Genomic DNA, 24250 nt, shown 5'->3' on the forward strand with positions numbered 1-24250 from the left:
GGGTATGAAGCGAATCGTTGAGCCCAAGGTCCTGTACTTCGGAACGCCAGTGGTACTCATCAGCTCGCAGAACCCGGACGGCAGCACCAACCTCGCGCCGATGTCCTCTGCTTGGTGGTTGCACAACACGGCGATGCTGGGGATGGCCGTCGCGTCGCAGACCGTACAGAACCTGACAGAGCGGCCGGACTGCATCCTCAATCTGGTCGAGCCGGCGATGGTCGCCGGCCTCGACCGGATCGCGCTGCTGACCGGGTCCGAGCAGATCCCCGAGCCCAAGCGGGCTCGCGGCTACCGCTACGAGCCGGACAAGTTCGCAGCGGCCGGGTGGAGCAGGATGCCCGGAACTCTGGTCGAGGTCGACGCCGTCGAGGAAAGCCCGATCAACCTCGAAGGGCGGATCGAGGCGATCCACACCGTCGGCGGACCCGACTCCACCCTGCGGGCGATGGAGATGTCGGTCCGTCGCGTGCACGTGCGGGAGGACCTGCTGATGAACGACGACCGCTACATCGACCCGCTGCGCTGGGACCCGCTGATCATGAAGTTCACCGAGTACTTCGCCGGCGGCGCACCGGCGTACGAGTCCTCCCTCGCCCGCGGCTGGCAGATGCCGGCGCTGCAGGTAGCGTCTGGTGCATGACTGACGTGAGGCGCCCGCGGCGGCTGCAGAGTGGGGATCGTGTCGCCGTGGTGGCACCGGCCGGGCCGCTGGTGGCCGAGCGGTTGGAGACGGGGTCCAAGCATCTCCGCGAGTGGGGGCTGGAGCTCGACATCATGCCGGCCGTGCTGACCCGGCATGAGCGGTTCCCCTACCTCGCCGGTGATGACGCTGCACGTGCGGCGGACTTCCGGGCCGCGTGGCTGGACCCGCAGTACGCAGCAGTGTTCTGCGGGCGCGGCGGCTATGGCGTGCAGCGGTTGCTGCAGCATCTGGACCTGGATGAGCTCGCTGGCGTCGACAAGGTGCTGGTCGGCTTCAGCGACATCACCGCGTTGCACGAGGCCCTCAACGCTCAGGGGCTGGTCACCGTTCACGGTCCGATGGCTGCGGCCGTCGAGCAACTCGGTGCACTCGAAGGGCGCGAGCGGCTGCATGACCTGCTGTTCGAGCCCGAATCCGTCAAGGACCTGCTGGCGCCACGTGCTGCTCGGACCGTGGTGCCCGGTACTGCGGAGGGTCGGCTGCTGGGTGGCAACCTAGCCCTGCTTGCCTCCAGCCTGGGCACTCCGACGTCAGTACGGCCGGACGGCATCGTCGTGCTCGAAGACGTGAGCGAGGACGGCTACCGGGTCGATCGCCTGCTCACCCAATTGCTGCGGGCCGGCTGGTTCGACCAGGTGACCGGTCTGGTGATCGGTGACTTCAGCGAGCCTGACGATCAGGGGCTGGTCACTGACGTGGTGCGTGAGCGGCTCGAGCCACTCGGCGTACCGATGGTCGAGGGCGCGGCGATCGGGCACGAAGAGGTCAACCTGGCTGTCCCGCTTGGTCTTCCGGTTCGTCTGGACGCGACGGCCAGCACGCTCACGCCACTGCTGCCTGCCTTCAGCTAGACAAATGCTCGCGCAGGAAGGCGAACGCCTGCGGGTAGGCGTCGAGGCGGTTGGCGCGTTTGGCCAGGCCGTGGCCCTCGTCCGGGTAGACCAGCAGCTGACACGGAACGTCTCGCTTGCTGAGTGCCTCGACGATCTGCTCCGCCTCTGACAACGGCACCCGCGGATCGTTCGCGCCATGGATGACGAACAGCGGCGCCCGGATGTCGTCCACCCGGTTCAGCGGACTGGCCTTCTCGAGGAACTCACGGTCCTCCGCCAGTACGCCGTACTCCCGCTCGCGAGCCACTCGCCGGTACGCCGACGTGTTCTCCAGGAACGTGACCAGCGAGGCGACCCCGACGACATCCACCCCCGCCGCCCAGCGCTCTGGCTGGAACGCGAGCCCAGCCAGCACCATGTAGCCGCCGTACGATCCGCCCCACAACGCGGTGCGCTGGGGATCGACGTCGATCGACGGCAGCCAGTCGTGAATCGCCGCGAGGTCCTTCACCGAGTCGAGCCGCAACTCCTTGTCGTCCAGGGCGTACCACCGCTTCCCGTACGCCGCTGAGCCGCGCACGTTGGGCACGATGACGGTATGGCCCTCCGCGGCCAGCGCCGTGACCACTGGGTTCCAGATGCGCATCGCCATCATCTCCGGGCCGCCATGTATCCACACCACGGCCGAGCCGTCCCCACTGCCGTCAACAGGCCGGTACACGAACACAGGGACCTGCTCGCCGTCGAAGGACGTCACTCGATGGCTCTCGGGATGCTTGAGCCCCTGTGGAAGCGCAGTACTCACCGGCGACTGGACGGCGACGACCTCACCCGTCGCCAGCGTGTAGCGGAACACGGACAGCGGGTCGATCGGTGAACTGTGGTTGAGCAGCGCGTAGCTGCCATCGGCCGACCAGAGCGGGTCCGGAGCCACGATGAGCCGCGCTGCGCAGCCACCGATCGGCAGGTCGAGCTGTGCGACGTACGAGGCGTCCTTGAGCTTGTGCAGCGCCATGGTGACGACGCCGTCGTCAGTGGTCCCGACCAGCAGGTGTTCGCCGTCGGGGCAGACCCATCCGGCCAGGTCGTGCCTCTCGTCGACCAGGAGATCGGTCCAGCTCGCAGTACCGACGTCGTACCGCCGTAAGGCCAGCCGCTCGCGCCCTGCATCGCTGGCGACGACGAACCCGGACGAGTCGGGCAGCCACGAAGCTCCTTCGTGGTAAGTCGGGTCGTCGTAGCCAGTGAGCTCAGTGACCGACTGTGCGGCCACATCGACCAGTAGGAGCTGTACCGAGTTGCCCGGGCCACCGGCGAGCGCGACCACCGCCCAGCGCTCGTCGGGGGACACGGTTGCTGACGTCAGGAAGCCGCCACCGTCGTACAGCGTGGTCTCGTCGCCACTGGCCAGGTTGAGCATCACCAGGTCGAAGTCGACCTCGTTGCGGCGGTTGGTGGTGAAGAAAACCCTGCCTGGCTTGGCATCCACGAGGTGATGGAAGTAGGCGAGGTCATGCGTGAGTGGAGAGAGCACCGCATTGCTGTCATCCAGATCGAGCACGGACAGCTGGCCACGCTCGTCACCGCCACTGTCGTGCTCGACGACCACTAGCTGGCCACCGGGCACGAACCGCGCCGACCGAGCTGTGTCGTTCAAGGCCGTCAGCGCACGCCAGGAACCATCCACGGCCACCAGATGGATCTGGCGGATCCCACTCTCGTCGTACCCGACGAGCAGATTGCCCGCCGGATCCACGTCGAAGGCCATCACGGTCGGCAGCGAGAGCAGCGTCGTCAGCACGCTCCAATCCTCACACGCAGGCAAGTCCTCCGGACAGCACCTTGCTGCAGCCCAGCCGGCGACGGAAGTCAAGAGTGACGACCTCTTGTTGATGACGCAGGGTAATCGTAATCTCGCAGAGGGGCATGATGCCACTGGCCGCAGGGGTGAGTCAGTGCGGACCGGCATCGATTTCATCAACCGCCGAAGGGGTCTGCCATGCCAAAAATCTCTGCACGTCTCCGTCGCACCACTCTTGCCACCGCACTGCTCGTCGCACTGTCGGCCGCATCAGGCTTCGTCAGCGCTGGTCCGGCGGCCGCCGTGACCACAACGTTCGCCGACAGCTTCGAGAACCCGGTGATCAACGTCGACTTCGTCGACTACGTGGCCGGCCAGCAGGTCGGCCCCTGGAAGGTCGTCTCGGGCAGCGTCGACCTGACCACCGACTGGCAGCACGCCCAAGGGCGTCAGTCCCTGGACCTCAACGGCTCGAATCCAGGGGCTGTCTCGCACACCGTTTCCACGACTCTGCTCACCACCTACCGGGTGACCTACGCGCTGGCGGCCAACCCCGACGCCGGTCAGGCGATCCGCACCGGGAATGTCAAGGTGAACGGGCAGTTGCTCGACTCGTTCAGCTTCGACAGCACCGGCAAGACCGTCTCCGCCATGGGCTGGGTCTACCGGACCTTCTACTTCACCAACACCCTCGCCGCGTCCGCGGACCTACAGTTCGCCAGTACGACGCCGAGCGCGTGGGGCCCGGTCATCGATGACGTGCGGGTGGAGAGCTGTCTGCTCGTGCTCTGCTTGTGAGGCCGGGGTGAGGGGCAGACAGCCTGCCCCTCACCGTCGGATCAGCGTTCGCCGTGCCAGGAGTGCCACAGCGCTGCGTAGGGGCCCTGGGCTCCTACCAGTTCGTCGTGGCCGCCGAGTTCGACGATGCGGCCGTCCTCGACCACCGCGATCACGTCCGCGTCGTGCGCGGTGTGCAACCGGTGGGCGATCGCGACGACCGTCCTGCCTTCCAGTACTCCGGCCAGCGACCTCTCCAGATGACGGGCCGCGCGTGGGTCCATCAGCGAGGTCGCCTCGTCCAGCACCAGCGTGTGCGGGTCAGCCAGGACCAGCCGCGCCAACGCGACCTGCTGAGCCTGTGCCGGAGTCAGCGAGACCCCGCCCGACCCGACCTCCGTGTCGAGGCCGTGCTCGAACCCAGCCACCCACGCGTGCGCATCGACGGCCCGCAAGGCAGTCCACAGCTCTGCGTCGGTAGCGCCGGTCCGCGCCAGCCGCAGGTTGTCCCGGACGCTACCGACGAACACATGGTGCTCCTGGTTCACCAGCGCCACATGGCTCCGCACCTGCTCGGCAGACATCTTGTCCAGCGCCGCGCCGCCCAAGGTGATGTCACCCACCCGTGGCGAGTAGATACCGGCGAGCAGCCGGCCGAGCGTCGATTTCCCTGCTCCAGAAGGGCCGACGAGCGCAACGCGGGCACCAGGCTCAACGGTCAACGTGACGCCGTGCAGCACGTCACGGCCTTCCAGATATCCGAACCGAACCTCGTCGGCCAGTACGGTCCGGCCCTCCGGCTCGTCCTGGTGACCGGCCTGCTCCTCTTCGATCTCCCGTACGCCGACCAGTCGCGCCAGCGAGACCTGAGCCACCTGCAGCTCGTCGTACCAGCGGATCATCATGTTGACCGGCTCGACCAGCATCTGGATGTAGAGCGCACCAGTGGTCAGCGCGCCGACAGTGATCCAGCCCTTGATCGACAGCCCACCACCGATCACCAGTACTGCGGCCAGCGCGACCGTGTGAGTCATGTTGATCACCGGGAACAGCACCATCCGCAGGTACAGCGTGTAGCGCTCCCAGGCGACCCACTGGCCGATCCGGGTGTCACCCATCTTCACCCGGCGGTTGCCGAGCCGGTGCGACTCGACGGTCCGCCCTGCGTCGACAGTCTCGGCCAGCGCGGAGGCGACGGCCGCATAGCCCGCAGCCTCCGACCGGTACGCCGATGGCGCGCGGCGGAAGTACCAGCGGCCACCGATGATCAGGATCGGTGCAGCGATGACGATGGCCACCGCCAGCTCCGGTGCCGTCACGATCAGGGCGCCGATCAGCAGTCCGGCCCAGATCACCGCGATGGTCAGCTGCGGAACCGCATCCCGCATGGCATGCGAGAGACGGTCGACGTCGGTGGTGATCCGGGACAGCAGGTCACCCGTGCCGGCGCGCTCCAGCACACCCGGCGGCAGTGCGACCGCCCGGACCAGGAAGTCCTCGCGCAGGTCGGCGAGCATCTCCTCGCCCAGTACCGCGCCACGGAGCCGGGTGAGCCGGACGAAGACCGTCTGCACTGCAAGGGCGATCAGGAAGCCCAGCACCACGTAGGGAAGGTTGACGTCCTTCTCACCGAGCGACAGCTTCTCCACGACGTTGCCGAGCAGGTAGGGCCCGACCATGCCGCTCAGAGCCGCCGCCGCGTTGACCAGGGTCAGCCAGCCGAAGGCACGCCGGTGCCTGCGGAACAGGGTCTTCAGATAGGCCGACACCGTTGCTGTGCCGGCCACCGGCAGGCGAGCCGCCTCCTGCGGGGCTGCCGGGTCGTACTCGGGGCGCTTCACAGCGACTCCTCAAGAGTTGGCTCTTCTTCACGGGTGACGACAGCGCGGTACCGCGGGTTGGTGTGCAGCAGCTCGTGGTGGGTGCCGACGGCGTCGACCCGGCCGTCCGGTACGAACACGACCCGCTCGGCCCGGTCCAGCATCAGCGGGCTCGAGGTGAACACCACGGTCGTCCGGCCCGACCGGAGGAACCGCAGGCTGTCCGCGATTCGTGCCTCCGTGTGGGCGTCCACGGCACTCGTCGGCTCGTCGAGCACGAGCACCGCGGGATCGACGTACAGGGACCGGGCCAGTGCGACCCGCTGCCGCTGTCCACCGGACAGGGACCGGCCGCGCTCGGTCAGGACGGCTGCTGTTGCGTCAGTGCCACCGTCGGGCAGCGACTGACGCAGTACGTCGAGGATGTCGGCGCACTGAGCAGCGTCGAGGGCCCGCTCGACCGAGACGGCTCCACTCGCCGGTACGTCGAACAGCTCACGGACGGTGCCTGAGAGCAGTACCGGGTCCTTGTCCTGCACGAGCACTGCGGTCCTTGCGGAGTACAGCGGGAGGTCGTCCAGCGCGACGCCACCCAGCAGGACAGACAAGTCATCTGGCTCGGCCTCGGGACTGTGGCCGCCCAGACGATCCGCGAGCAGACCGCCGGCATCCGGGTTGCCGCAGACGACAGCCGTGAAGCTCCCGGTCGGCACAGTCAGCCCGGACATCGGGTCGACCAGGTCACCGTGCGGCACCTCGGCCTCCGCCGTGCCCTTGGAGTCGTCCATCCGCTGCAGCGACAGCACCCGAGCAGCACGCCGCGCGGACACCTTGGAGAAGATGAACGCGCTCGCCGTCTCCTCGAACGTGTGCAGCGGAACGAGCATGAAGGTGATGAACCCGTACGTCGTGACGAGCTCGCCCACGCTGATGTGCCCGTCGGTGACCAGCCCGACGCCCATCCACACGATCAGCACCAGGAACAGCCCGAACAGCAGCACCTGGATGGCCGCGATCAGCGACCACATCCGCGCACTGCGGACCGCGCTCTGCCGGTACTCCTGGGAGGCCGACCGGTAGCGGTCGAGGAAGAGCTGCTCGCCACCGATGCCGCGCAGCACCCGCAGGCCGGCGACCGTGTCGGCGGCCAGTTCGGTGGCGCGACCGCCCTTGGCCCGCTGGGCGTCGGCGCGACGCTCGGCGGGACCCATCAGCGGCACGATCGAGAAGGCCAGGATCGGGACCGCGATCAGCACGACCAGGCCGAGCCGCGGCTCGTAGAAGAGCAGCCCGATGACGACCGCGAAGCAGGTCAGCAGCGCGGCCGCGAACCGGCCGAGCACCTCGACGAACCAGCCGATCTTCTCCACGTCACCGCTGCTCACCGCGACCACCTCGCCGGCGGCGATCCGCCGGGTCAGCATCGAGCCCAGCTCAGCGGCCTTGCGGGACAGCAGTTGCTGCAGGCGGGACGCGGTGGCGATCCAGTTGGTGACGACGGCCTTGTGGAAGAAGGAGTCGGCGCCGGCCTTGGCAGCGCCCATCGCCAGCAGCAACAGGCCGGCCAGGAACAGTCGTGGCCAGGACTTGTCGATCACGGCCTGGACGGCCAGCCCGACCGCGACGGGCGCGGCGGCGATGCCACCGAAGTACAGCAGACCCCAGCAGAGCGCCACGGCCTGACCGCGTAGCTGCTGGTGTTCGAGCCAGAGAATGAGACGGAGGCCGGACCGGGTGTCTGGCACACCCGGATCGGCGAACGGAATGAGGCGCAGCGACATGACGTCCCAAAGGAACTAGAGGGGCTTGTTCGGACCTGATCAGGCGAATAGATCCAGACTAGGTGGGGCCGCCGACAGTGCGCCAAGGCTTTTCCCGCGGGCTGGATCGGGCCTTCTGGAGACGGTTCCGGCCGCGGCCGTCGCGGTACTGGGTAGTACAGTCTTCAACAGGTCCGGAGCGAGGGAGACGAGTGCAGGAGCTGAGTCGGCGGCGTCGGTTGCTGGTGCTGGCGATCTGTTGCCTGAGCCTGTTCATCGTCGGCCTCGACACGACCGTGGTGAACCTGGCGCTGCCCTCGATCCGGTCCGAGCTGAACGCCTCGGTCTCCAAACTGCAGTGGACGATCGACGCCTACACGCTGGTGATCGCCAGCCTGCTGATGCTGTCCGGCTCGACCGCGGACCGGATCGGCCGGCGGCGGACCTTCCAGGCCGGGCTGGTGCTGTTCGGGCTCGGCTCGCTGGCCTGCGGGTTCGCGCCGACGGTCGACCTGCTGATCGCGTTCCGGATGGTGCAGGCGATCGGCGGCTCGATGCTCAACCCGGTGGCGATGTCGATCATCACCAACACCTTCACGAATCCGCGCGAGCGGGCCCAGGCGATCGGGGTCTGGGGTGGCGTGGTCGGGCTGAGCATGTCGGTCGGCCCGGTGGTCGGCGGCGCGCTGGTCGACTCGGCCGGCTGGCGGTTCATCTTCTTCGTGAACGTGCCGGTGGTGCTGGTCGCGTTGGTGCTGACCGCGTTCTTCGTGCCCGAGTCGCGGGCGGCGGTCGCGCGCCGGCTCGATCCGGTCGGGCAGTCGCTGGTGATCCTGTTCCTGATCGGGCTGACGTACGGGATCATCGAGGGCCGGTCGGCCGGCTGGGGTTCGCCGCTGATCGTCTCGTGCTTCGTCGTCGTGGTGCTGTCGCTGGTCGCCTTGGTCTTCTACGAGCGACGGCGCGAGCAACCGCTGCTCGATCCGCGGTTCTTCCGGAGCGCGCCGTTCTCGGGTGCGACGCTGATCGCGGTCGCCGGGTTCTCGGCACTGTCCGGCTTTCTGTTCCTGAATTCCCTTTATCTACAAGAGGTTCGGGGTTTCACGGCACTGCATGCCGGTCTGCTGACGCTGCCGATGGCGGCGATGACGGTGATCTTCGCGCCGGTCTCCGGCTGGCTCGTCGGCAACCGTGGGCCGCGGCTGCCGCTGGTGGTAGCCGGCACGATGCTGGCCTTGAGCGGCTTGATCCTCGCCCAGTTGACCGCGAGTACCGCGGTCCCGTTGCTGCTGCTCGGGTACCTGATCTTCGGTCTCGGCTTCGGCATGCTCAACTCGCCGATCACCAACGCGGCCGTCTCCGGGATGCCTCGCTCGCAGGCCGGGGTGGCTGCGGCGATCGCCTCGACGTGTCGTCAGGTCGGCGCTTCGCTGGGAGTTGCGATCGTCGGCACGGTGCTGACCGCTCGATTGACCGGCCCGCTGGAGACCGGCTTCGTCTCGGCGGCTCGGCTCGGGTGGTACATCATCGCGGGCTGCGGCGTACTGGTCCTCTGCTTCGGCCTGCTCACCACCGGCCGCTGGGCGCGCAGTACGGCGGCCCGCGTCGCCGCAGACATTGAGTCGCCGGCCCGAATTGCTTGACAGGCCGTCGCCGCTCGCCTTCGATCTGTAGTCGAGGCCGACTGGGGGCGACATGCTGCGAGTGATCTTCACCGAAAGCGACCTCTCCCAGGTCCGGGTCGTCCCTGCCGCCGACCCGCTGTGGGAGATAGCCAACAGCCTTGACCGCTTGCAGACCCGCCGCGGCCGGTGGGCCTACGCGTCCTGGTACCGCGCTGCCTCCGAGACCCTCACCGACCCGGTACTGCGCAAGCAGGTCACCTCGATGCTGCTGCCGCTCTTCCCTCGGGCGGCCTACTTCCCGGACTTCCTCACTCCACCTGCTGCACGCGGCGGCCTCGAGGCGGGCATCGGCGCTCTGCTGGCGACTCCTGCCGAGCGGGTCACCGATGAGCTCAAGACCCTGGCGCTGGTCCACCAAGCGCCGTCGTGGGGTCCCCGGCTGGCGGACGGCGACCTGCGGCCCGACCTTGGAGCCGCCCTGCGGACGTACCACCAGAAGGTGATCGAGCCGCACGACGAGCTGATCTCCGCAGAGCTCGCAGCCGACCGGGCAATCCGCGCCCGGGCACTGGCCCGAGGTGGTCCCGACAGACTGCTGAGCAGCTTCCAGCCCCTGATGCGCTGGCGCTCGCCGGTCCTCGAGGTCCGCTACCCCATCAACCGAACCATCCACCTGGCCGGCCGCGGCCTCCACCTGATCCCGTCCTACTTCTGCTGGCAGAACGCCATCACCCTGGCAGACAACGACCTCTCCCCAGTCCTCGTCTATCCCGTACTACGTGAGCCCCCAGGCCCCAAGGATGGAGAGGTAACGGCCGCGGCCCTACTCGGCAAGACCAGAGCCGCCGTACTCCGCGCCACCGCGTCCGGCCTGACCGCTGGTGAGATAGCCGCCCAGATAGGCATCGGCGCCCCCACCACCAGCCACCACCTGACAGTGCTCCGCGACAGCGGCCTGATCGCGACCCACCGCGCCGACAAGACAGTGCTGCACGTACTCACCCCACTCGGCGCAGCACTACTCCGCCAGCGGCCCCGCTAGCCCTCGAGCAGTCCCGCGCGGACCAGTGCCTTCAGGCGGCCGCGGAGGATCTTCTGCCGGCGCTCCTCAGCGGGGAAGAGATCCACGTACTCCGAACCCCTAGCCGCCAGCAGGTCGTCGTCGAGTCTGCGGACCGTACCGGCTGGGAAGCGATGCGTCATCGCGGCCTGCACGGCCTTGCTGTCGATGTCCTGCAGCAATGCGGTTAGCTGGTCCTCGGTGGTGACGCCGAGTTGGGCCAGGATGCCGAGGATCCACGCGTAGTGGTTCGTCTTGGCATGCGGCGCGTCCGGGTAGCGCCTGGTCAGGTACGTGGTGAGCGTCGCCGTCGTCAGGTCCATCGGCGCCGCGTCGGGCTCGGCGGCCGCCAGCTCCCGGTAGAGCTTGTCGATCTCGGCGAACTCGTTGTCCGCCAGCTCCATCAGCGCCGCCGCGAGCAGGAAGCGCCGGTCGAACTCGGGCTTGCGGTCGGGCGGGATGTCCAGCTTGTACCGGATGTCGTGCTCGAATTCGGCCCACGCGTGCTGGACCGCGGTACGGACCTGGATCTCCATCGTCAGGTTCTTCAGCACCGCGTACTCCGGCAGCTCACGGCGGTGGGCGTTCAGGCGTACCAGGTAGTGCTTGCTCGCGTACCCGAAGGCACCCTGCGCGCGGGTGTGCGCGCCCATGTCGGTGTGCTCGACGATCTCGAACTCGGACTCGATCACCTCGCAGACGCGATCGACGGCCTCGACCAGGAAGGTGATGATCCGGGCCGCGACCAGGTCGGTGATCTGGTTCAGCGGATCGTCGTACTTCGGTTTGGTGGGATCGTCCGGACGCGGTTTGGAGGCCTTCGCCAGGAACGACTCGGGATCCTTGGCCCGGGCCGTCGCGCTGAGGTAGTTGATGCCCTCTTCCTCGCCGATCAGCTCGTTGATCAGCGCTTCCAGCTTGCGGGCGCCGCCGACGTACTGCTGATGCGTCCGCTCGTACTGCGCAGCCGCCTGCACCGTCCAGTCCTGCAGTTCAGCCCCACCCATGCGCAGACCTTAGTGCTGATCGCGGTTCCTAGGCTGCGCTACGCGTGTCTAGCACTTTCTAGTGTTTTCGCTATACGGGCGCAGAGGGTGGCAGATGATTGTCGCGGCAGCGACACGCGATCGGGTTGGCTAGCGAAATCTAAGGAAAACGCTAGAGAGCCTCATAGAGTGAAATGCATGGATCCGATCCGGAATCCCTATGCGCCCGGCGCCGGCCAGCGCCCGCCCGAGCTGGCCGGACGCGACACCGAGGTACGGCAGTTCGAGGTGGTACTCGAACGCGTCGCGGCGGGACGGCCGGAGCGCAGCCTGGTGCTGTCGGGGCTGCGCGGGGTCGGCAAGACGGTGCTGCTCAACACGCTGCGGAGCCAGGCGATCAAGCGCGCCTGGGGTACCGGCAAGATCGAGGCCCGGCCAGACCAGAGCATCCGGCTGCCGATCGCCCAGGCTCTGCATACGGCCATGCGCGAGCTCGGGCACCGGCACCGGGACTCCGAGCGGGTGGACGAGTTCAGCGCAGTACTGAAGGCCTTTGCCCTGCGTACCGCCCAGAACGATCGCAAGGGCATCCGCTGGCATCCCCCGGTCGACGTGGTCGCCGCGAAGGGCCGGGCCGACTCGGGCGACCTCGAGATGGACCTGATCGAGCTGTTCGCGGATGCGGCCGACCTGGCCGGCGACCTGTCGGTGGGGGTCGGTCTGTTCATCGACGAGATGCAGGACATCAGCGCCGACGACCTGTCCGCCCTGTGCGCCGCCTGCCACGAGATCAGCCAGCAGAGCGCCGCACTGGTCGTAGTAGGAGCAGGCCTCCCGCATCTGCCCGCCGTACTGTCCGCCAGCAAGTCGTACTCCGAGCGCCTCTTCCGCTACGTCCGCGTCGACCGCCTCTCCCGTGAGGCCTGCGACCGGGCGCTGATGATCCCCGCCGAAACCGAAGGCGTCGTCTTCGAAGAGGAAGCCCTCGACGAGCTCTACGCCCAAACCGACGGCTACCCGTACTTCGTCCAAGCCTTCGCCCACGCCACCTGGGACCACGCCCCCGCCAGCCCCATCACCATCAAGGACGTAGCAGTCGCCGCCCCCGAGGCCTCAGCCGAGCTGACCGTCGGCTTCTTCGGCTCCCGCTACGAACGCGCGACTCCGGCCGAACGCGAGTACATGCGAGCCATGGCCGAGCTCGGCATCACGGCCGACGACGGCCCGGTCAACACCGCCGAGGTCGCCACCACCCTCAACCGCAAACCCCAATCCCTCTCACCGGCCCGAGACGGCCTGATCAAGAAGGGCTTGGTCTTCTCCGCCGAACGAGGCACCGTCGCCTTCACCGTCCCCCACTTCGGCAAATTCCTCCGCACGCGGACGGCCTAGGTCGATCTCCATGGAAGTTGCTCTTTTGTGATGTAACTGGGAGTCGATAGGGTTAGGCGAGATGGCTACCGGACGGAGTGGGCGGCGTTCGGGGAGTGGTGCGCGCCGACGGAAGTCAAGGCACAGCCGGACCAAGTCGTACAAGGCGCAGTGGTTCTCGGTGACCGCGCTCGCGGTGCTCGGGATCGTCATGGTGGTTCATCCAGTTGCCACTCAGGAGCGCAATCTCGCCGCGCAGTTCAGCGGCAGCGTGGTGGCCAAGAGCGAGCCGACCCAAGTACCGGTCGCTAAGCCGACGCAGGTGCCGACGCCGACGGCGACGTTCACCACGCCGTTGCGTCCGGCACCGACTTTGACGCGGCGACCCAAGGGCTCCAAGCCGAACGTGACGGTGTCGACCGGACAGCTGCTGGTGGTCGCCGGGTTCGCGAAGGCGACCGGGCCGAACAACAAGCTGACCTACCGGGTCGAGATCGAGGACGGGCTGTCGCTCAACGGCGAGAAGGTCGCGGCCGAGATCCACAAGACGCTCACCGATCCGCGCGGGTGGCAAGCGCTGGGGCCGGTACGGTTCGAGCGGACCGACAAGGTCGACGCCGACCTGCGCGTGATCGTGGCGACGCCGACGCTGACCGACAAGCTGTGCCTGCCGCTCGATACCGGCGGTGAGGTCTCCTGCCGGGTCGAGAACCGGGTCGTGCTCAACGCCAAGCGCTGGATGTACGCCGTCCCCGCGTACGCCGGCAAGGTCGACCTGTACCGCAGCTACCTGGTCAACCACGAGGTGGGCCACGCCCTCGGCCACGGCCACTCGACCTGCGCCAAGCCGAACACCCCGGCGCCGGTGATGATGCAGCAGACGAAGGGCCTGGCCGGCTGTCTGCCCAACGCATGGCCGACGATCAAAGCCACCTAGAACGACCTCGCCCGTGAGAACCTGTCCGGAGACGGTCCGAGTGAGCGGGAGGGTGTAGCGAATGTCGTCACAGGACTTCCCCACCTACGGCCGGGGCGACAACCCCGACGAGTCCCGCGAGGACCAGCACTACGCCAAGCCAGTTCCCTACGGCCAGCCGCAGTACGGGCAACCGGCGCAGCCGCAGTACGGCGTACCGAACCAGTACGCCGAACAGCCACCACCGGCCGCTTACAACCAGCCACCGGCCTACCGCCCCGGCGCCCCCTACGGCCCACCGGCGAATCCGCAGCCGCACGAGCTACCCACCTACGGCCGCCCAGCCCGCCGTGACCCGCGCGCAGCCCGGGTAGTCCTCCTAGCCGCGATCATCGCCGGCATCTACGGACTCCTGGTCATCTCCGTCCAGCGCATCTCGCTCCGGGAGATCTCCCAGCTCCCCGGCTCACCCCTGAACCACCCGCTCCGTACGGACGCCATCGACACCATCGGCCAACTCCTGACCCTGGTAGTCGGCGTCGCCGCACTGCTCATGTGGCTGCGCGACGTCGTCAACCGCCGCAAGGAAAACCGCCAGCCAGACCCGATAGAGCTGACCGGCCTAGGCCTGGTCGCCCTGTCTCTCATCCCGATCCTGGTCTGGTTCGTGATGGTCCTGACCACCGGCATGGGCGCCATCGACGACTCCCTGCACCGCCTCCCCACGGCGTACGCCTGGGGCGGTACCGGCCTCCTGATCCTCGCTGTCGGCCTGGCCCTCGGCTACCGCGAGCTCAAGCCGGAGGTACGCAACCCAGTCGTCCAGCAAGCCCCGGACCGCCCGCCTTGGGAGTGACCCAGGTCGTACTGGTTCCCGGGCTTGGCCTCGGGCCGGAGTCCTATGCCCCGACCGTCGAACACCTCACCACGCCGTACCAGGTCATCACCCTCCCCGGGTACGGCGAACCCGCCGACCCCGACGATGACCTCCACACCGAAGCCCTAGCCAACCGCTTGCTCGACCAGGTCGACGGCCCGGCGGTCCTGGTCGGCCACTCGGCCAGCTGCCAGATAGTGGTCGCAGCAGCCCTGGCCCAGCCTGACCGGGTGAAGGGCCTGGTGCTGATTGGGCCTACGGGTGACGTCACCGCCTCGGACTGGCCGACGCTCGCCGCCAGGTGGATCCGCTCGGCAGTGTGGGAGTCGCCGAGCGTCGTGCCCATCCTGGCTCCGCAGTACGCCCGTACCGGCCTGGTGTCGATGGCACGCGCGATGGAGGTCGCCAGACGCTACGACCTCGCCGAAGCGATTCGCGGAGTCACGTGCCCGACAGCAGTCGTCCGCAGCGAACACGACCGCCTCTCCCCGGCCGACTGGGCCCAGAGAATCGCCGACCTCGCAGGCGCGCAGGCCTGGACTCTGCCGACCGGCGCTCACATGCCGGTGCTGACGAACGGCGAAGAGGTTGTGACCTTCATCAAGCGGGTAGCCGGTGTATACAACGGGCAATGACGAGCTATCGTTGACGAAGTAACAAAACCTCCGCGGGAGCTCGCGCCGATCAGCGGGCTGAGAGGGCGACGAGCTGTAGAACCAGCCGGGTCGCCGACCGCCTGAACCTGACCGGGTAATGCCGGCGTAGGGAGCAGGTCAGCCATGACCACTACCGCTGCACGCACGTCCACCGCCACCGAGGCGCCGCTCGTCCTGACCACGGACGCGCCCCGCACCTTGGGGTTCCTCGACCAGTTCACGCTCTGGGGCAACTTCGGCATCTCGCTGTTCGGCCCGGTGACCGGCGCGCTCGTCGCGGCGTACACGGGTTCGCTGGTGAAGGGCCTGATCGCCGTCGTCGTCGGCTGCGGGATCGGCGCTCTGGTACTCGGCGGCGCCGCCGTCTTCGGCTCGCACACCGGCGCACCCGCGATGGCCAGCCTGCGTGGGCTGTTCGGCCGCCGTGGCTCGATGGCGCCGACGGTGCTCAACATCGCGCAGAACATCGGCTGGGCCACGATGGAGATCATCGTGATCTCGCAAGCGGCCGTGGCGGTGACGAGCGAGAGCTGGCGCTGGCTGTTCGTCCTGATCGCCGGCTTCATCGCGACCGCGATGGCCGTCCGGCCGCTCGGCAGCGTGAAGATCCTGCGCAAGTTCATGGTCTGGCTGGTCCTGCTGGCCTCGGTCTACCTGTTCATCCAGGTACTCAGCAAGCCGGTCCACGACCTGCCGCAGGACAGCGTCTTCGGCTTCTGGCCGGGTGTCGACCTCGCCGCGGCCGGCGTTGTCTCGTTCGCGCCGCTCGCCGCCGACTACACCAGGCACTCGCGTACCAACAAGGCCGCCTTCGCCGGTTCGGCCCTCGGCTACGGCCTCGCCGCGATCCTGTACTACGCACTCGGGGTGATCGCCGTCGCCACCCTGCAGACCAACAGCACCGACGTGATCACCGCGCTGGTCACCCTGCCGGCCGGCGCGATCGCGTTGTTCGTCCTGCTGGTCGACGAGGTGGACGAGGCCTACGCGAACGTGTACTCGACCACGATGGCCGCGCACAACCTGATCGGCCACATCGACCGGCGCTGGATCTCCGTTGCCATCGGCATCCTCGCCACCGTGCTCGCGCTCTTCGTTGACCTGGGCAACTACACCCAGTTCCTGTACCTGATCGGATCGGTCTTCATCCCGTTGTTCGCGGTCGCGATCGCCGACTTCTTCGTGGTCAGCAAGATGAACTGGGACGTCTCCGACACCGCCAAGTTCCGCTGGCAACCCACCCTGGCCTGGGTCTTCGGCTTCGTCGCCTACCAACTCGTCAACCCCGGCACGGTCGAAGGCTGGTCCCCGTTCTGGCTCGACCTCCAGCAGTCCCTCTTCAACAACCAGCCGGTACCGGGCTGGCTCGGCGCGACGTACACGTCGATCGTGGTGTCGATGGTCGCGGCGATCCTGTTCGGCCGGCTGGGACGGGCCAAGCAGACCGTCTAGCGGTACTCCGGATTCTCGAAGTCGAAGCGTGAACCGGCGTCCCATTCGGAGCGTTGGTTGCCGTAGGCAGGGATGCCGCCGGCGTCCTTCAGCATCCTTGCCAGGTGCAACAGGTTCCAGGTCATGAAGGTCGTGTTCCGGTTGGTGAAGTCGTTGTCCGGGCCACCCGATCCCTCGTCCAGGTACGACGGACCCGGGCCGGCCTCGCCGATCCAGCCGGCATCGGCCTGGGGTGGAATCGTGTAGCCGAGGTGCTGCAGGCTGTAGAGCACGTTCATCGCACAGTGCTTGACGCCGTCCTCGTTGCCGGTGATCACGCAGCCGCCGACCCGGCCGTAATACGCGTACTGCCCAGCGGAGTTGAGGATCGAGGAGTTGGCGTAGAGCCGCTCGATCACCTTCTTGGTCACCGAGCTGTTGTCGCCGAGCCAGATCGGCCCGGCGATCACCAGGATGTCGGCCGCCATCACCTTCTCCTGAAGGGCCGGCCACTCGTCGGTCGCCCAGCCGTGCTCGGTCATGTCCGGCCAGACGCCGGTGGCGATGTCGTGGTCGATGGCTCTGATCACCTCGACCGCCACGCCCTGCTTGTCCAGGATGTGCTTGCTCACGTCGATCAAACCCTCGGTGTTGCTGCGCTCGGGGGATCGCTTGAGCGTGCAGTTGATGAACAAGGCCCGCAGGTCGTCGTACCGGGTGGTGGACATGGCTCTCCTTCGGCGAATCGTTGCTGTGGCTCAGTGTCACGGGCCGCACCGGCGGTGCACGAGAGCGGCGCGATTACCGTTCGCCGACTTCGAGAAGGTCTCGATCCGGTTCCCGATACTGACAGTGACCCAGCGTGGCCGGGATACTGGCGCAATGCTGAACTCTGCACTGCGCAGCCGGGCCGAGTACGAAGAACTCGGGGTCGAGGGGCTGGCCAGTCGCACCACGCCGGAAAGTGACGCCGCCATCGTCCAGGCCGTCGAAGAACTCTTGGCGGGCCGCGAGTCCGTACTGGACCTGTGCTGTGGCTACGGCCGGATCAGCCTGCCGCTGCGGCGGGCGGGCAAGACCGTGCGTGCCCTGGACATCTCCCCGAACCTGGTCGAGGCCGGCCAGGCCAAGGCGCGAGAAGAAGAGCTGTCGATCGACTGGGCGATCGGGTCGATGACGGACCTGCCGTACAAGTCGGACTCCTTCGACGCGGTGATCTGCCTGTGGACGGCGTTCCACGAGCTGTTCGCCGAGGACGAGCAGATGTCGACGATCTGGGAGATCTCCCGGGTACTACGGCCCGGCGGGCTGGCTGTGATCGAGGGGCCGGTCTGGGGGCCGGCGACCGCCTCGGAGATCGCCAACGGACTGCGGCAGGGACCGGAGCACCGGATCGTCACCACCGAGCACTACGGCACCAGCAGCGTCCACTACATCCACGACGAGGCCAGCTACGGCCGGCTCTGCTCAGCCGCGGGAATCAAGGACTACAAGGTCTACAAACGCGAATGGGGCGGCCGCCGTCGCCTCATCCTCGAAATCCGTCAACCGGGTAACGAATAGAAAAACAGCAGGTCCCCACTCCACATTGGGGACCTGCTGCTTTCCCCCAGCATAAAGAAAACGATCGACCGCCGGAAAAGTTAACTTTTCGATTCCAGGTTCAGCAGGAATCGCTTGGCGTCCAGGCCGCCCGCGTAGCCGGTGAGCGCGCCGCTCGCGCCGATCACCCGATGGCAGGGAATCACCACGCACAAAGGGTTCGCGCCGAGCGCCGTGCCGACGGCCCGGGCCGCCTTCGGCCGGTCGATCTCGCCGGCCACCCGTCCGTACGTCGTCGTCTTGCCGTAGCTCGTGTGATCGGGCAGATCGGTCAGCACCAGTCGCTGGAATGGCGTCGCGAGAGTCAAATCAACAGTTAAATCAAACGCCTTTCGCTGACCGGTCAGGTATTCGTCCAATTGCCGCCGGACGTCGTCCAGCGGCCCGGGCTGGCGGAGTACGCGCGGGGAGATCGCCCGGGCGAGGCGGTCGGTCAGCGACTCCTCGTCGCCGAAGGAGCTGGCCACCACCCGGTCGCCCGCGACTGCGAGCAGCAGAGTGCCGATGGGGGTGTCGTGCAGGGTGTAGGAGACGTCGGCGGTCGGCAGGACCGGCGGGCGGGCGCCTCCCGGGGTGAGCCGGCTCAGCCGGCCTTCGAGGTCAGTCATCATTTACTCCGAGTTTGGTACGCAAGGTCGCGAGCGCATCGCTGACGAGTCGGCGGGATGCGGCGGGCGTGGTGTCCAGAGCGGCGGCCACGCCATGGTGGTCCAGGTCGCCGACGTACTTGAGCGTGACGGCGACGCGTTGCCGTTCGGGCAGGTCCTGCACGGCCTGCCAGAGCTCCGGATCGGGGAAGTCGGCGGCCTCCGGGCCGTCGACGGCGATCGGGGGCGCGTCGTCGAGGGGTGTCTGCGGTTTGCGGGCGCGGTACATGTCGGTGGCGCAGCGGGCGGTGATGGTGAGCAGCCAGCTGCGCAGGTTCTGCGCCGAGGTCAGGTTCGGGTACGCGGCGAAGGCCTTCTCCCAGGCGCGCTGGGCCACGTCGTCGCCGTCCACCGGTCCGGCCAGCGCCCGCGCGAGCCTGGCGACGTCGCGCCAGTGATCGTCGATGAGCGCCTGGAACGGCGGCAGCCTGACCTTCTCCGAAACCATCACGCCAGTAGAACGCATGCACACCCGGCCGTGTGAGGGCACTCCGTGGACCGTCGTTTCGAATACCGAGATTGTCTAGTTTTCCAGTGGACTTTGATGAGAGAGTCGTTGACATGACGACGAACCTGCCGGTGCTGATCAGCAGTCTGCTGACGCGCCGTCGCGTCATCGACCAGATGCGCACCTCCAGCGCAACCTGTCGCTAGTACCTCCGTACTGCCGCTCGTCGTGTGACTGAGCGAAGACGCCTCCCGGCCTGAGAGCCGGCTGTAACCCCACCCGCCCGGTCGCGGTCCAAAGAACTGACAGAGCCCTGCCTGTCCGCTGCCGGTCGTCCCTGCCCCGTCCCGAGGGAGAGACATGTCCGTCCATGCGATCCACCCTGCCCTGCCCAGCCGCCCCGGCCTCACCGTCGTACCGGACCCACAGGATGTCGAACGGACCGTCGACGCCGACATCTTCCGGTCGGTGTTCCGCCGGCACGCGGCCGGCGTGGTCGTGATCACCGCGGACGCGGGCAACGGCCCGGCCGGCTTCACCGCGACCTCGCTCGTCTCGGTCAGCCTGCTGCCGCCGCTGGTGTCGTTCTCGATCGCCACCACCGCGTCCAGCTGGCCGACGGTCCACCGGGCCGACAGCCTGGTGATCAACTTCCTCGACGCCGGCCAGCACGAGATCGCCGGGCGGTTCGCCACCAGCGGCGTCGACCGGTTCGCCGAGCCGACCCGCTGGTCCCGGCTGCGGACCGGAGAGCCCGTACTGGACGAGGCGCCCAGCTACTTGCGCGGACTCGTCGAACACCGCTTCGCAGTCGCCGATCACCACATCGTCGTGGTCCGGCTCGCCACCCATGCCGAACGCCGCGACCACGAGCCGTTGCTGTACCACGACGGCCGCTACGCGACCACCGACCGGCCCTCCTGAACCCCTGTCTGGATGAAGCTCATGCCTAAGAAATCCCTTGCTGTACTAGCCGCCGCGGCACTGGCCGCCGTCACCCTGCTCTCCGGTTGCGGCGGCGACGCCCAGGCCGGCGGGACCGGCGCGAAGCTCGCGCTCGACGCACCGCTGCCGACCGAAGTACCGGACGGCGTGAAGATCGTCGTCGGCGATCCGGCCACCCAGGTGGCGTTCAAGCTGTCGGGCCAGCTCGACAAGGTCTCGAAGTACACCACCTTCGCCAACCTCAGCGGTGGTCCACAGACCACCGAGGCGTTCCGCGCGCACGCGCTGGACCTCGGCTCGGTCGCGGAGATCCCGTCGATCCACGCCACCTGGACCGGGCTGCACGTCAAGATCGTCGCCTCCAAATTCCGGCTGGACCCGATCAATCACCCGATCTACGAGCTCGGCGTGGCACCCGGCGTACAGGTGAAGACGCTGGCCGACCTGCGCGGCAAGAAGATCGCGTACAGCCCCGGCCAGGCGCAGGGCGCGCTGGTGCTCAAGGTGCTGAAGAAGGCGGGGCTGACCAAGGAGGACGTCAAGCTCGTCGAGCTGCCGAGCACCGGGGACATCTACCCGAACGCGCTCGCGGCCAAGCAGGTCGACGTCGCGCCGATCGGCGGCGTCTCGATCAAGCGGTACCTGACGAAGTACGGCAAAGACGGCGGGACCACGATCCAGCACGGGCTGCGCGATGACGCCGGTCACCTCTACGGGCCGACCGAGTCGCTCGAGGACGCGGGCAAGGCGGCCGCGATCCGGGCGTACGTCGCGGCCTGGGGCGTCGCTCAGGACTGGATCGACAAGCACCCCAAGGAATGGATCGAGGGGTACTACGTGAAGGACCAGGGACTCACCGAGGCGGACGGCCAGTGGCTGGTCGACAACGCCGGCCACCCGGACATCAGCGGTGACTGGAGCGACGCGATCAAGCGGCAGCAGGAGACCATCGAACTGCTCGCCAAGGAGACCGGCAAGCCGGTGATCCAGGCCAAGGACCTGTACGACCTGCGCTTCCAGACCGTGGCGTCCGATGCGATCAAGGCGGCGGCCAAGTGACGCAGCTGGCGATTCCAGGCATCCGGACGGGGGAGCGGGAGCAACGCGCTGTCGCTCAACCGCTCCGTCGGCGCCGGCGGCTCGGGCCGGGCAAGCAGCTCAAGTTCGGCGCCGCTCTCGGCCCGATCCTCCTCCTGGTGATCTGGTCGATCGGGTCCGCGACCGGGGTGCTCGATCCGCGCGTACTCTCGGCGCCGTGGACGGTCGTCACCACGACCGGCGACCTGATCGCGGACGGCCGGCTCCAGTCGAACCTGTGGACGTCTGCGCAGCGAGCCTTCGCAGGCCTCGGCATCGGCGTCCTGCTCGGCACGGTCCTGGCGCTCTTCTCGGGCCTGAGCCGGCTGGGCGAGGCGATCCTCGACGGTCCGATCCAGATCAAGCGGGCGATCCCGTCGCTCGCCCTGCTCCCGCTGCTGATCCTCTGGCTCGGCATCGGTGAGTCGATGAAGATCACCACCATCACGCTCGGCGTCTTCGTGCCGATCTACATTCACACCCACAACGGCCTGCGCACGATCGACAGTCGGTACGTCGAACTTGCTGAGACGGTCGGGCTGTCCCGCTGGGAGTTCATCCGCTGGGTGGTACTGCCCGGCGCGCTGCCCGGCTTCCTGCTCGGCCTGCGCTTCGCCGTGACGGCTGCCTGGCTGTCGCTGGTGGTCGTCGAGCAGATCAACTCGACCAGCGGCATCGGCTACATGATGGAGCTGGCCCGCACCTACGGACAGACCGACATCATCATCGTCGGGCTGGTCCTGTACGGCGCGCTCGGCCTGCTCTCCGACGGCGTGGTCCGACTGGTCCAGAGGAGGACGCTGTCATGGCGACGCACACTGGCGGACTGACGCTGGATCACACCGTCGAGGTCAGAGGACTGACCCGGCGGTACGACGACCGCGCAGTACTCGACAACCTCGACCTCAGCATCAAGCCCGGCGAATTCGTTGCCCTGCTGGGAAAGAGCGGCTCGGGCAAGAGCACGTTGCTGCGTGCGCTCGCCGGGCTGGACTACGACGTCGCTGGCTCTGGCGAACTCGTCGTACCTGGGAACGTCTCCGTCGTCTTCCAGGACTCGCGATTGTTGCCCTGGGCACGGGTCCTCGACAATGTCGTACTGGGTCTGCGCGGCGCTGACGACCGAGGACGCGAAAGCCTTGCCGAGGTGGGATTGGCGGGGCGTGAGAAGGCCTGGCCGAACGAGTTGTCCGGCGGTGAGCAGCAGCGGGTCGCCCTGGCGCGTTCGTTGGTACGGGAGCCCGCGTTGCTGTTGGCGGATGAGCCGTTCGGGGCGCTGGACGCGCTGACCCGGCTGAAGATGCATGTTCTGCTGAGGAAACTCTGCGCGGCGCATCAGCCGGCCGTGCTGCTCGTCACCCATGACGTGGACGAGTCGATCGTGCTCGCCGACCGGGTGATCGTGCTCGACGAGGGCCGGATCGTTGCGGAGGAACAGATCGAGCTCGCCGAGCCGCGCAGCCCGGCGGATCCCGGGTTCGCTGCCGTCCGTACCAGACTTCTTGATGCGTTGGGAGTATCGCTGTGAGCCGTCATCTGCACTTGAACGCGTTCTTGATGAGCACCGGGCACCACGAGGCGTCGTGGCGGCTGCCGGAGAGCAACCCGGTCGCGAACACGGACGTGGCGCATTACCAGAACCTGGCCCGGATCGCGGAGCGCGGCAAGTTCGACTCGGTCTTCTTCGCCGACTCGCCCCAGCTGATCGGCGACATCGGGCGCCGCCCGGCCGGCGCCTTGGAGCCGACCGTGCTGTTGACCGCGATCGCGGCGGCCACTTCACGGATCGGGCTGATCGCTACCGCCAGTACGACGTACAACGATCCGTACAACCTGGCGCGACGCTTCGCGAGCGTCGACCACGTGAGCGGTGGGCGTGCCGGCTGGAACGTCGTCACCACCGCTGGCCCGGATGCGGCGAAGAACTTCAACCTGGCCGATCAGCCTGCGCATGCCGAGCGGTACGACCGGGCAGCCGAGTTCCTTGAGGTCGCCTACAAGCTGTGGGACTCCTGGGAGGACGACGCAACCCTTGCTGACAAGGAATCCGGCGTCTGGGGCGACAACGCCAAGGTCCAGCCGATCGAACACGTCGGCCGCCACTTCCAGGTCCACGGCGCCCTCAACCTGCCCCGCTCACCGCAAGGTCATCCCCTGATCGTGCAGGCCGGGTCGTCCGAGGACGGCAAGGGCCTGGCTGCCCGCTACGCCGAGGCCGTCTTCACCGCACAGCAGACGTTGGAAGACGCTCAAGCCTTCTACGCCGACCTCAAAGCCCGTACCGCCGCGCTCGGCCGCGACCCGTCCACGCTCAAGATCCTCCCCGGCATCGTCCCCGTGATCGGTGACACCGAAGCCGAAGCCCTGCGGTTGGAACGCGAACTCGACGACCTGATCAAACCCGAGTACGCCCGCCAGCAACTGGCCAAGACGCTGCGGGTCAAGCCGGAGGACCTGCCGCTCGACCAGCAACTCCCGGCCGATCTTCCCGACGAGGACGAGATCGAGGGCGCCAAGAGCCGCTACACGCTCATCGTCACCCTGGCCCGCCGCGAGAAGCTCACCGTCCGCCAACTGATCGGCCGCCTGGGCGGAGGCCGAGGCCACCGAACCTTCAGCGGCACCCCGGAACAGGTGGCCGACGCGATCCAGGAATGGTTCGACGCCGACGCGGCCGACGGCTTCAACATCATGCCTGCGGTCCTACCGTCCGGCCTGGAAGCCTTCGCCGACCACGTGGTCCCGATCCTGCAAGCACGCGACTTGTTCCGCACCGACTACACCGGCACAACCCTCCGAGACCACTACGGCTTGGCGCGTCCCACCGGCCGTACCAAGTCCCTACAGGAAGCCGTCAGCTAAAAAGACTTGCCCACCGCGTCTCCTGCAGGACGCGGTGGGCAACCAGCTCA

Annotated in this window: 23 protein-coding genes and 1 riboswitch; of the genes, 16 read left to right on the plus strand and 7 right to left on the minus strand. The window is 67.7% G+C overall.

Annotated elements, in window-relative coordinates:
- Window positions 1-4: 4 nt before the first annotated feature.
- Both OHA70_RS12580 and OHA70_RS12585 read left to right on the plus strand, forming a co-directional pair.
- A complete protein-coding gene (locus OHA70_RS12580) occupies window positions 5-643 on the plus strand; it encodes a flavin reductase family protein (protein ID WP_328331892.1) in 639 nt (212 codons plus the stop codon).
- Window positions 640-1557 (plus strand): S66 peptidase family protein, encoded by a 918-nt coding sequence (locus tag OHA70_RS12585; protein WP_328331894.1) that lies wholly within the window; start codon window positions 640-642, stop codon window positions 1555-1557. Before OHA70_RS12580 ends, OHA70_RS12585 begins: the two co-directional genes overlap by 4 nt.
- On the opposite strand, the gene OHA70_RS12590 is transcribed toward OHA70_RS12585, so the two are convergent.
- Window positions 1550-3340 (minus strand): S9 family peptidase, encoded by a 1791-nt coding sequence (locus tag OHA70_RS12590; protein WP_328331896.1) that lies wholly within the window; start codon window positions 3338-3340, stop codon window positions 1550-1552. The genes OHA70_RS12585 and OHA70_RS12590 overlap by 8 nt on opposite strands.
- Before the next feature lie 198 nt (window positions 3341-3538).
- Here OHA70_RS12590 and OHA70_RS12595 point away from each other — a divergent pair, with 198 nt between their 5' ends.
- Window positions 3539-4138 carry a DUF642 domain-containing protein gene (locus OHA70_RS12595; RefSeq protein WP_328331898.1) on the plus strand — a complete coding sequence of 200 codons (600 nt, stop codon included), beginning with the start codon at window positions 3539-3541 and terminating at the stop codon, window positions 4136-4138.
- A gap of 41 nt (window positions 4139-4179) precedes the next feature.
- Here OHA70_RS12595 and OHA70_RS12600 read toward each other — a convergent pair whose 3' ends face one another.
- Entirely contained in the window at window positions 4180-5958 is a 1779-nt protein-coding gene (locus OHA70_RS12600; protein ID WP_328331900.1) for an ABC transporter ATP-binding protein, read from the minus strand.
- Entirely contained in the window at window positions 5955-7718 is a 1764-nt protein-coding gene (locus tag OHA70_RS12605; RefSeq protein ID WP_328331902.1) for an ABC transporter ATP-binding protein, read from the minus strand. The genes OHA70_RS12600 and OHA70_RS12605 overlap by 4 nt, the downstream gene beginning before the upstream one ends.
- Before the next feature lie 191 nt (window positions 7719-7909).
- On the opposite strand from OHA70_RS12605, the gene OHA70_RS12610 reads away from it, so the two are divergent.
- A complete protein-coding gene (locus OHA70_RS12610; RefSeq protein ID WP_328331904.1) occupies window positions 7910-9340 on the plus strand; it encodes an MFS transporter in 1431 nt (476 codons plus the stop codon).
- A gap of 52 nt (window positions 9341-9392) precedes the next feature.
- A complete protein-coding gene (locus OHA70_RS12615; protein ID WP_328331905.1) occupies window positions 9393-10364 on the plus strand; it encodes an ArsR/SmtB family transcription factor in 972 nt (323 codons plus the stop codon).
- On the opposite strand, the gene OHA70_RS12620 is transcribed toward OHA70_RS12615, so the two are convergent.
- Entirely contained in the window at window positions 10361-11389 is a 1029-nt protein-coding gene (locus OHA70_RS12620) for a GTP pyrophosphokinase (RefSeq protein WP_328331907.1), read from the minus strand. The two genes, OHA70_RS12615 and OHA70_RS12620, sit on opposite strands and share 4 nt — an antisense overlap.
- Before the next feature lie 177 nt (window positions 11390-11566).
- On the opposite strand from OHA70_RS12620, the gene OHA70_RS12625 reads away from it, so the two are divergent.
- From OHA70_RS12625 to OHA70_RS12645, 5 genes are all read left to right on the plus strand, one after another.
- A complete protein-coding gene (locus tag OHA70_RS12625) occupies window positions 11567-12760 on the plus strand; it encodes an ATP-binding protein (RefSeq protein ID WP_328331909.1) in 1194 nt (397 codons plus the stop codon).
- 61 nt (window positions 12761-12821) lie between these two features.
- Window positions 12822-13676, plus strand: coding sequence for a DUF3152 domain-containing protein (locus OHA70_RS12630; RefSeq protein WP_328331911.1), 855 nt, complete (start codon window positions 12822-12824; stop codon window positions 13674-13676).
- Between the two features lie 61 nt (window positions 13677-13737).
- The gene (locus OHA70_RS12635; protein ID WP_328331913.1) at window positions 13738-14511 is read left to right on the plus strand and encodes a hypothetical protein; all 774 of its coding nucleotides are present in this window, start codon (window positions 13738-13740) and stop codon (window positions 14509-14511) included.
- The gene (locus OHA70_RS12640) at window positions 14508-15167 is read left to right on the plus strand and encodes an alpha/beta fold hydrolase (RefSeq protein ID WP_328335116.1); all 660 of its coding nucleotides are present in this window, start codon (window positions 14508-14510) and stop codon (window positions 15165-15167) included. Before OHA70_RS12635 ends, OHA70_RS12640 begins: the two co-directional genes overlap by 4 nt.
- Before the next feature lie 22 nt (window positions 15168-15189).
- Window positions 15190-15317, plus strand: a riboswitch (TPP riboswitch).
- Complete coding sequence (locus OHA70_RS12645) at window positions 15312-16640, plus strand: purine-cytosine permease family protein (protein ID WP_328331915.1); 1329 nt, start codon at window positions 15312-15314, stop codon at window positions 16638-16640. Its footprint overlaps the riboswitch before it by 6 nt.
- Here the strand turns inward: OHA70_RS12645 and OHA70_RS12650 are convergent.
- A complete protein-coding gene (locus OHA70_RS12650; RefSeq protein ID WP_328331917.1) occupies window positions 16637-17347 on the minus strand; it encodes a flavodoxin family protein in 711 nt (236 codons plus the stop codon). The genes OHA70_RS12645 and OHA70_RS12650 overlap by 4 nt on opposite strands.
- A 154-nt stretch (window positions 17348-17501) precedes the next feature.
- Between OHA70_RS12650 and OHA70_RS12655 the strand changes: the two genes are divergently transcribed.
- A complete protein-coding gene (locus OHA70_RS12655; RefSeq protein ID WP_328331919.1) occupies window positions 17502-18182 on the plus strand; it encodes a class I SAM-dependent methyltransferase in 681 nt (226 codons plus the stop codon).
- Window positions 18183-18262: 80 nt separating this feature from the next.
- Here the strand turns inward: OHA70_RS12655 and OHA70_RS12660 are convergent, their stop codons facing one another.
- Together OHA70_RS12660 and OHA70_RS12665 are read right to left on the minus strand one after the other, a co-directional pair.
- A complete protein-coding gene (locus OHA70_RS12660; RefSeq protein WP_328331921.1) occupies window positions 18263-18829 on the minus strand; it encodes a methylated-DNA--[protein]-cysteine S-methyltransferase in 567 nt (188 codons plus the stop codon).
- The gene (locus OHA70_RS12665) at window positions 18822-19316 is read right to left on the minus strand and encodes an RNA polymerase sigma factor (RefSeq protein ID WP_328331923.1); all 495 of its coding nucleotides are present in this window, start codon (window positions 19314-19316) and stop codon (window positions 18822-18824) included. Before OHA70_RS12665 ends, OHA70_RS12660 begins: the two co-directional genes overlap by 8 nt.
- A 360-nt stretch (window positions 19317-19676) precedes the next feature.
- Here OHA70_RS12665 and OHA70_RS12670 point away from each other — a divergent pair, with 360 nt between their 5' ends.
- Genes OHA70_RS12670 through OHA70_RS12690 form a run of 5 tightly spaced genes read left to right on the plus strand, consistent with a single transcriptional unit; the run spans window position 19677 to window position 24200 of the window.
- On the plus strand, window positions 19677-20240 hold the full coding sequence (locus OHA70_RS12670) for a flavin reductase family protein (protein ID WP_328331925.1): 564 nt from the start codon (window positions 19677-19679) through the stop codon (window positions 20238-20240).
- A 12-nt stretch (window positions 20241-20252) separates the two neighbouring features.
- Window positions 20253-21320 (plus strand): ABC transporter substrate-binding protein, encoded by a 1068-nt coding sequence (locus tag OHA70_RS12675; protein WP_328331927.1) that lies wholly within the window; start codon window positions 20253-20255, stop codon window positions 21318-21320.
- Window positions 21317-22168 carry an ABC transporter permease gene (locus tag OHA70_RS12680; RefSeq protein WP_328331929.1) on the plus strand — a complete coding sequence of 284 codons (852 nt, stop codon included), beginning with the start codon at window positions 21317-21319 and terminating at the stop codon, window positions 22166-22168. Before OHA70_RS12675 ends, OHA70_RS12680 begins: the two co-directional genes overlap by 4 nt.
- Complete coding sequence (locus OHA70_RS12685; protein ID WP_328331931.1) at window positions 22144-22866, plus strand: ABC transporter ATP-binding protein; 723 nt, start codon at window positions 22144-22146, stop codon at window positions 22864-22866. Before OHA70_RS12680 ends, OHA70_RS12685 begins: the two co-directional genes overlap by 25 nt.
- Window positions 22863-24200 (plus strand): LLM class flavin-dependent oxidoreductase, encoded by a 1338-nt coding sequence (locus tag OHA70_RS12690; RefSeq protein ID WP_328331933.1) that lies wholly within the window; start codon window positions 22863-22865, stop codon window positions 24198-24200. The genes OHA70_RS12685 and OHA70_RS12690 overlap by 4 nt, the downstream gene beginning before the upstream one ends.
- Window positions 24201-24250: the final 50 nt, after the last annotated feature.

Source organism: Kribbella sp. NBC_00382, assembly GCF_036067295.1.
Classification (GTDB): domain Bacteria; phylum Actinomycetota; class Actinomycetes; order Propionibacteriales; family Kribbellaceae; genus Kribbella.

Bases quoted from the DNA above. Each gene is read 5' to 3' on its own strand.
- OHA70_RS12580 (WP_328331892.1), top strand. From the start codon at position 5: ATGAAGCGAATCGTTGAGCCCAAGGTCCTGTACTTCGGAACGCCAGTG.
- OHA70_RS12585 (WP_328331894.1), top strand. From the start codon at position 640: ATGACTGACGTGAGGCGCCCGCGGCGGCTGCAGAGTGGGGATCGTGTC.
- OHA70_RS12595 (WP_328331898.1), top strand. From the start codon at position 3,539: ATGCCAAAAATCTCTGCACGTCTCCGTCGCACCACTCTTGCCACCGCA.
- OHA70_RS12605 (WP_328331902.1), bottom strand. From the start codon at position 7,718: ATGTCGCTGCGCCTCATTCCGTTCGCCGATCCGGGTGTGCCAGACACC.
- OHA70_RS12615 (WP_328331905.1), top strand. From the start codon at position 9,393: ATGCTGCGAGTGATCTTCACCGAAAGCGACCTCTCCCAGGTCCGGGTC.
- OHA70_RS12620 (WP_328331907.1), bottom strand. From the start codon at position 11,389: ATGGGTGGGGCTGAACTGCAGGACTGGACGGTGCAGGCGGCTGCGCAG.
- OHA70_RS12625 (WP_328331909.1), top strand. From the start codon at position 11,567: ATGGATCCGATCCGGAATCCCTATGCGCCCGGCGCCGGCCAGCGCCCG.
- OHA70_RS12630 (WP_328331911.1), top strand. From the start codon at position 12,822: ATGGCTACCGGACGGAGTGGGCGGCGTTCGGGGAGTGGTGCGCGCCGA.
- OHA70_RS12635 (WP_328331913.1), top strand. From the start codon at position 13,738: ATGTCGTCACAGGACTTCCCCACCTACGGCCGGGGCGACAACCCCGAC.
- OHA70_RS12645 (WP_328331915.1), top strand. From the start codon at position 15,312: ATGACCACTACCGCTGCACGCACGTCCACCGCCACCGAGGCGCCGCTC.
- OHA70_RS12650 (WP_328331917.1), bottom strand. From the start codon at position 17,347: ATGTCCACCACCCGGTACGACGACCTGCGGGCCTTGTTCATCAACTGC.
- OHA70_RS12655 (WP_328331919.1), top strand. From the start codon at position 17,502: ATGCTGAACTCTGCACTGCGCAGCCGGGCCGAGTACGAAGAACTCGGG.
- OHA70_RS12660 (WP_328331921.1), bottom strand. From the start codon at position 18,829: ATGACTGACCTCGAAGGCCGGCTGAGCCGGCTCACCCCGGGAGGCGCC.
- OHA70_RS12665 (WP_328331923.1), bottom strand. From the start codon at position 19,316: ATGGTTTCGGAGAAGGTCAGGCTGCCGCCGTTCCAGGCGCTCATCGAC.
- OHA70_RS12670 (WP_328331925.1), top strand. From the start codon at position 19,677: ATGTCCGTCCATGCGATCCACCCTGCCCTGCCCAGCCGCCCCGGCCTC.
- OHA70_RS12675 (WP_328331927.1), top strand. From the start codon at position 20,253: ATGAAGCTCATGCCTAAGAAATCCCTTGCTGTACTAGCCGCCGCGGCA.
- OHA70_RS12685 (WP_328331931.1), top strand. From the start codon at position 22,144: ATGGCGACGCACACTGGCGGACTGACGCTGGATCACACCGTCGAGGTC.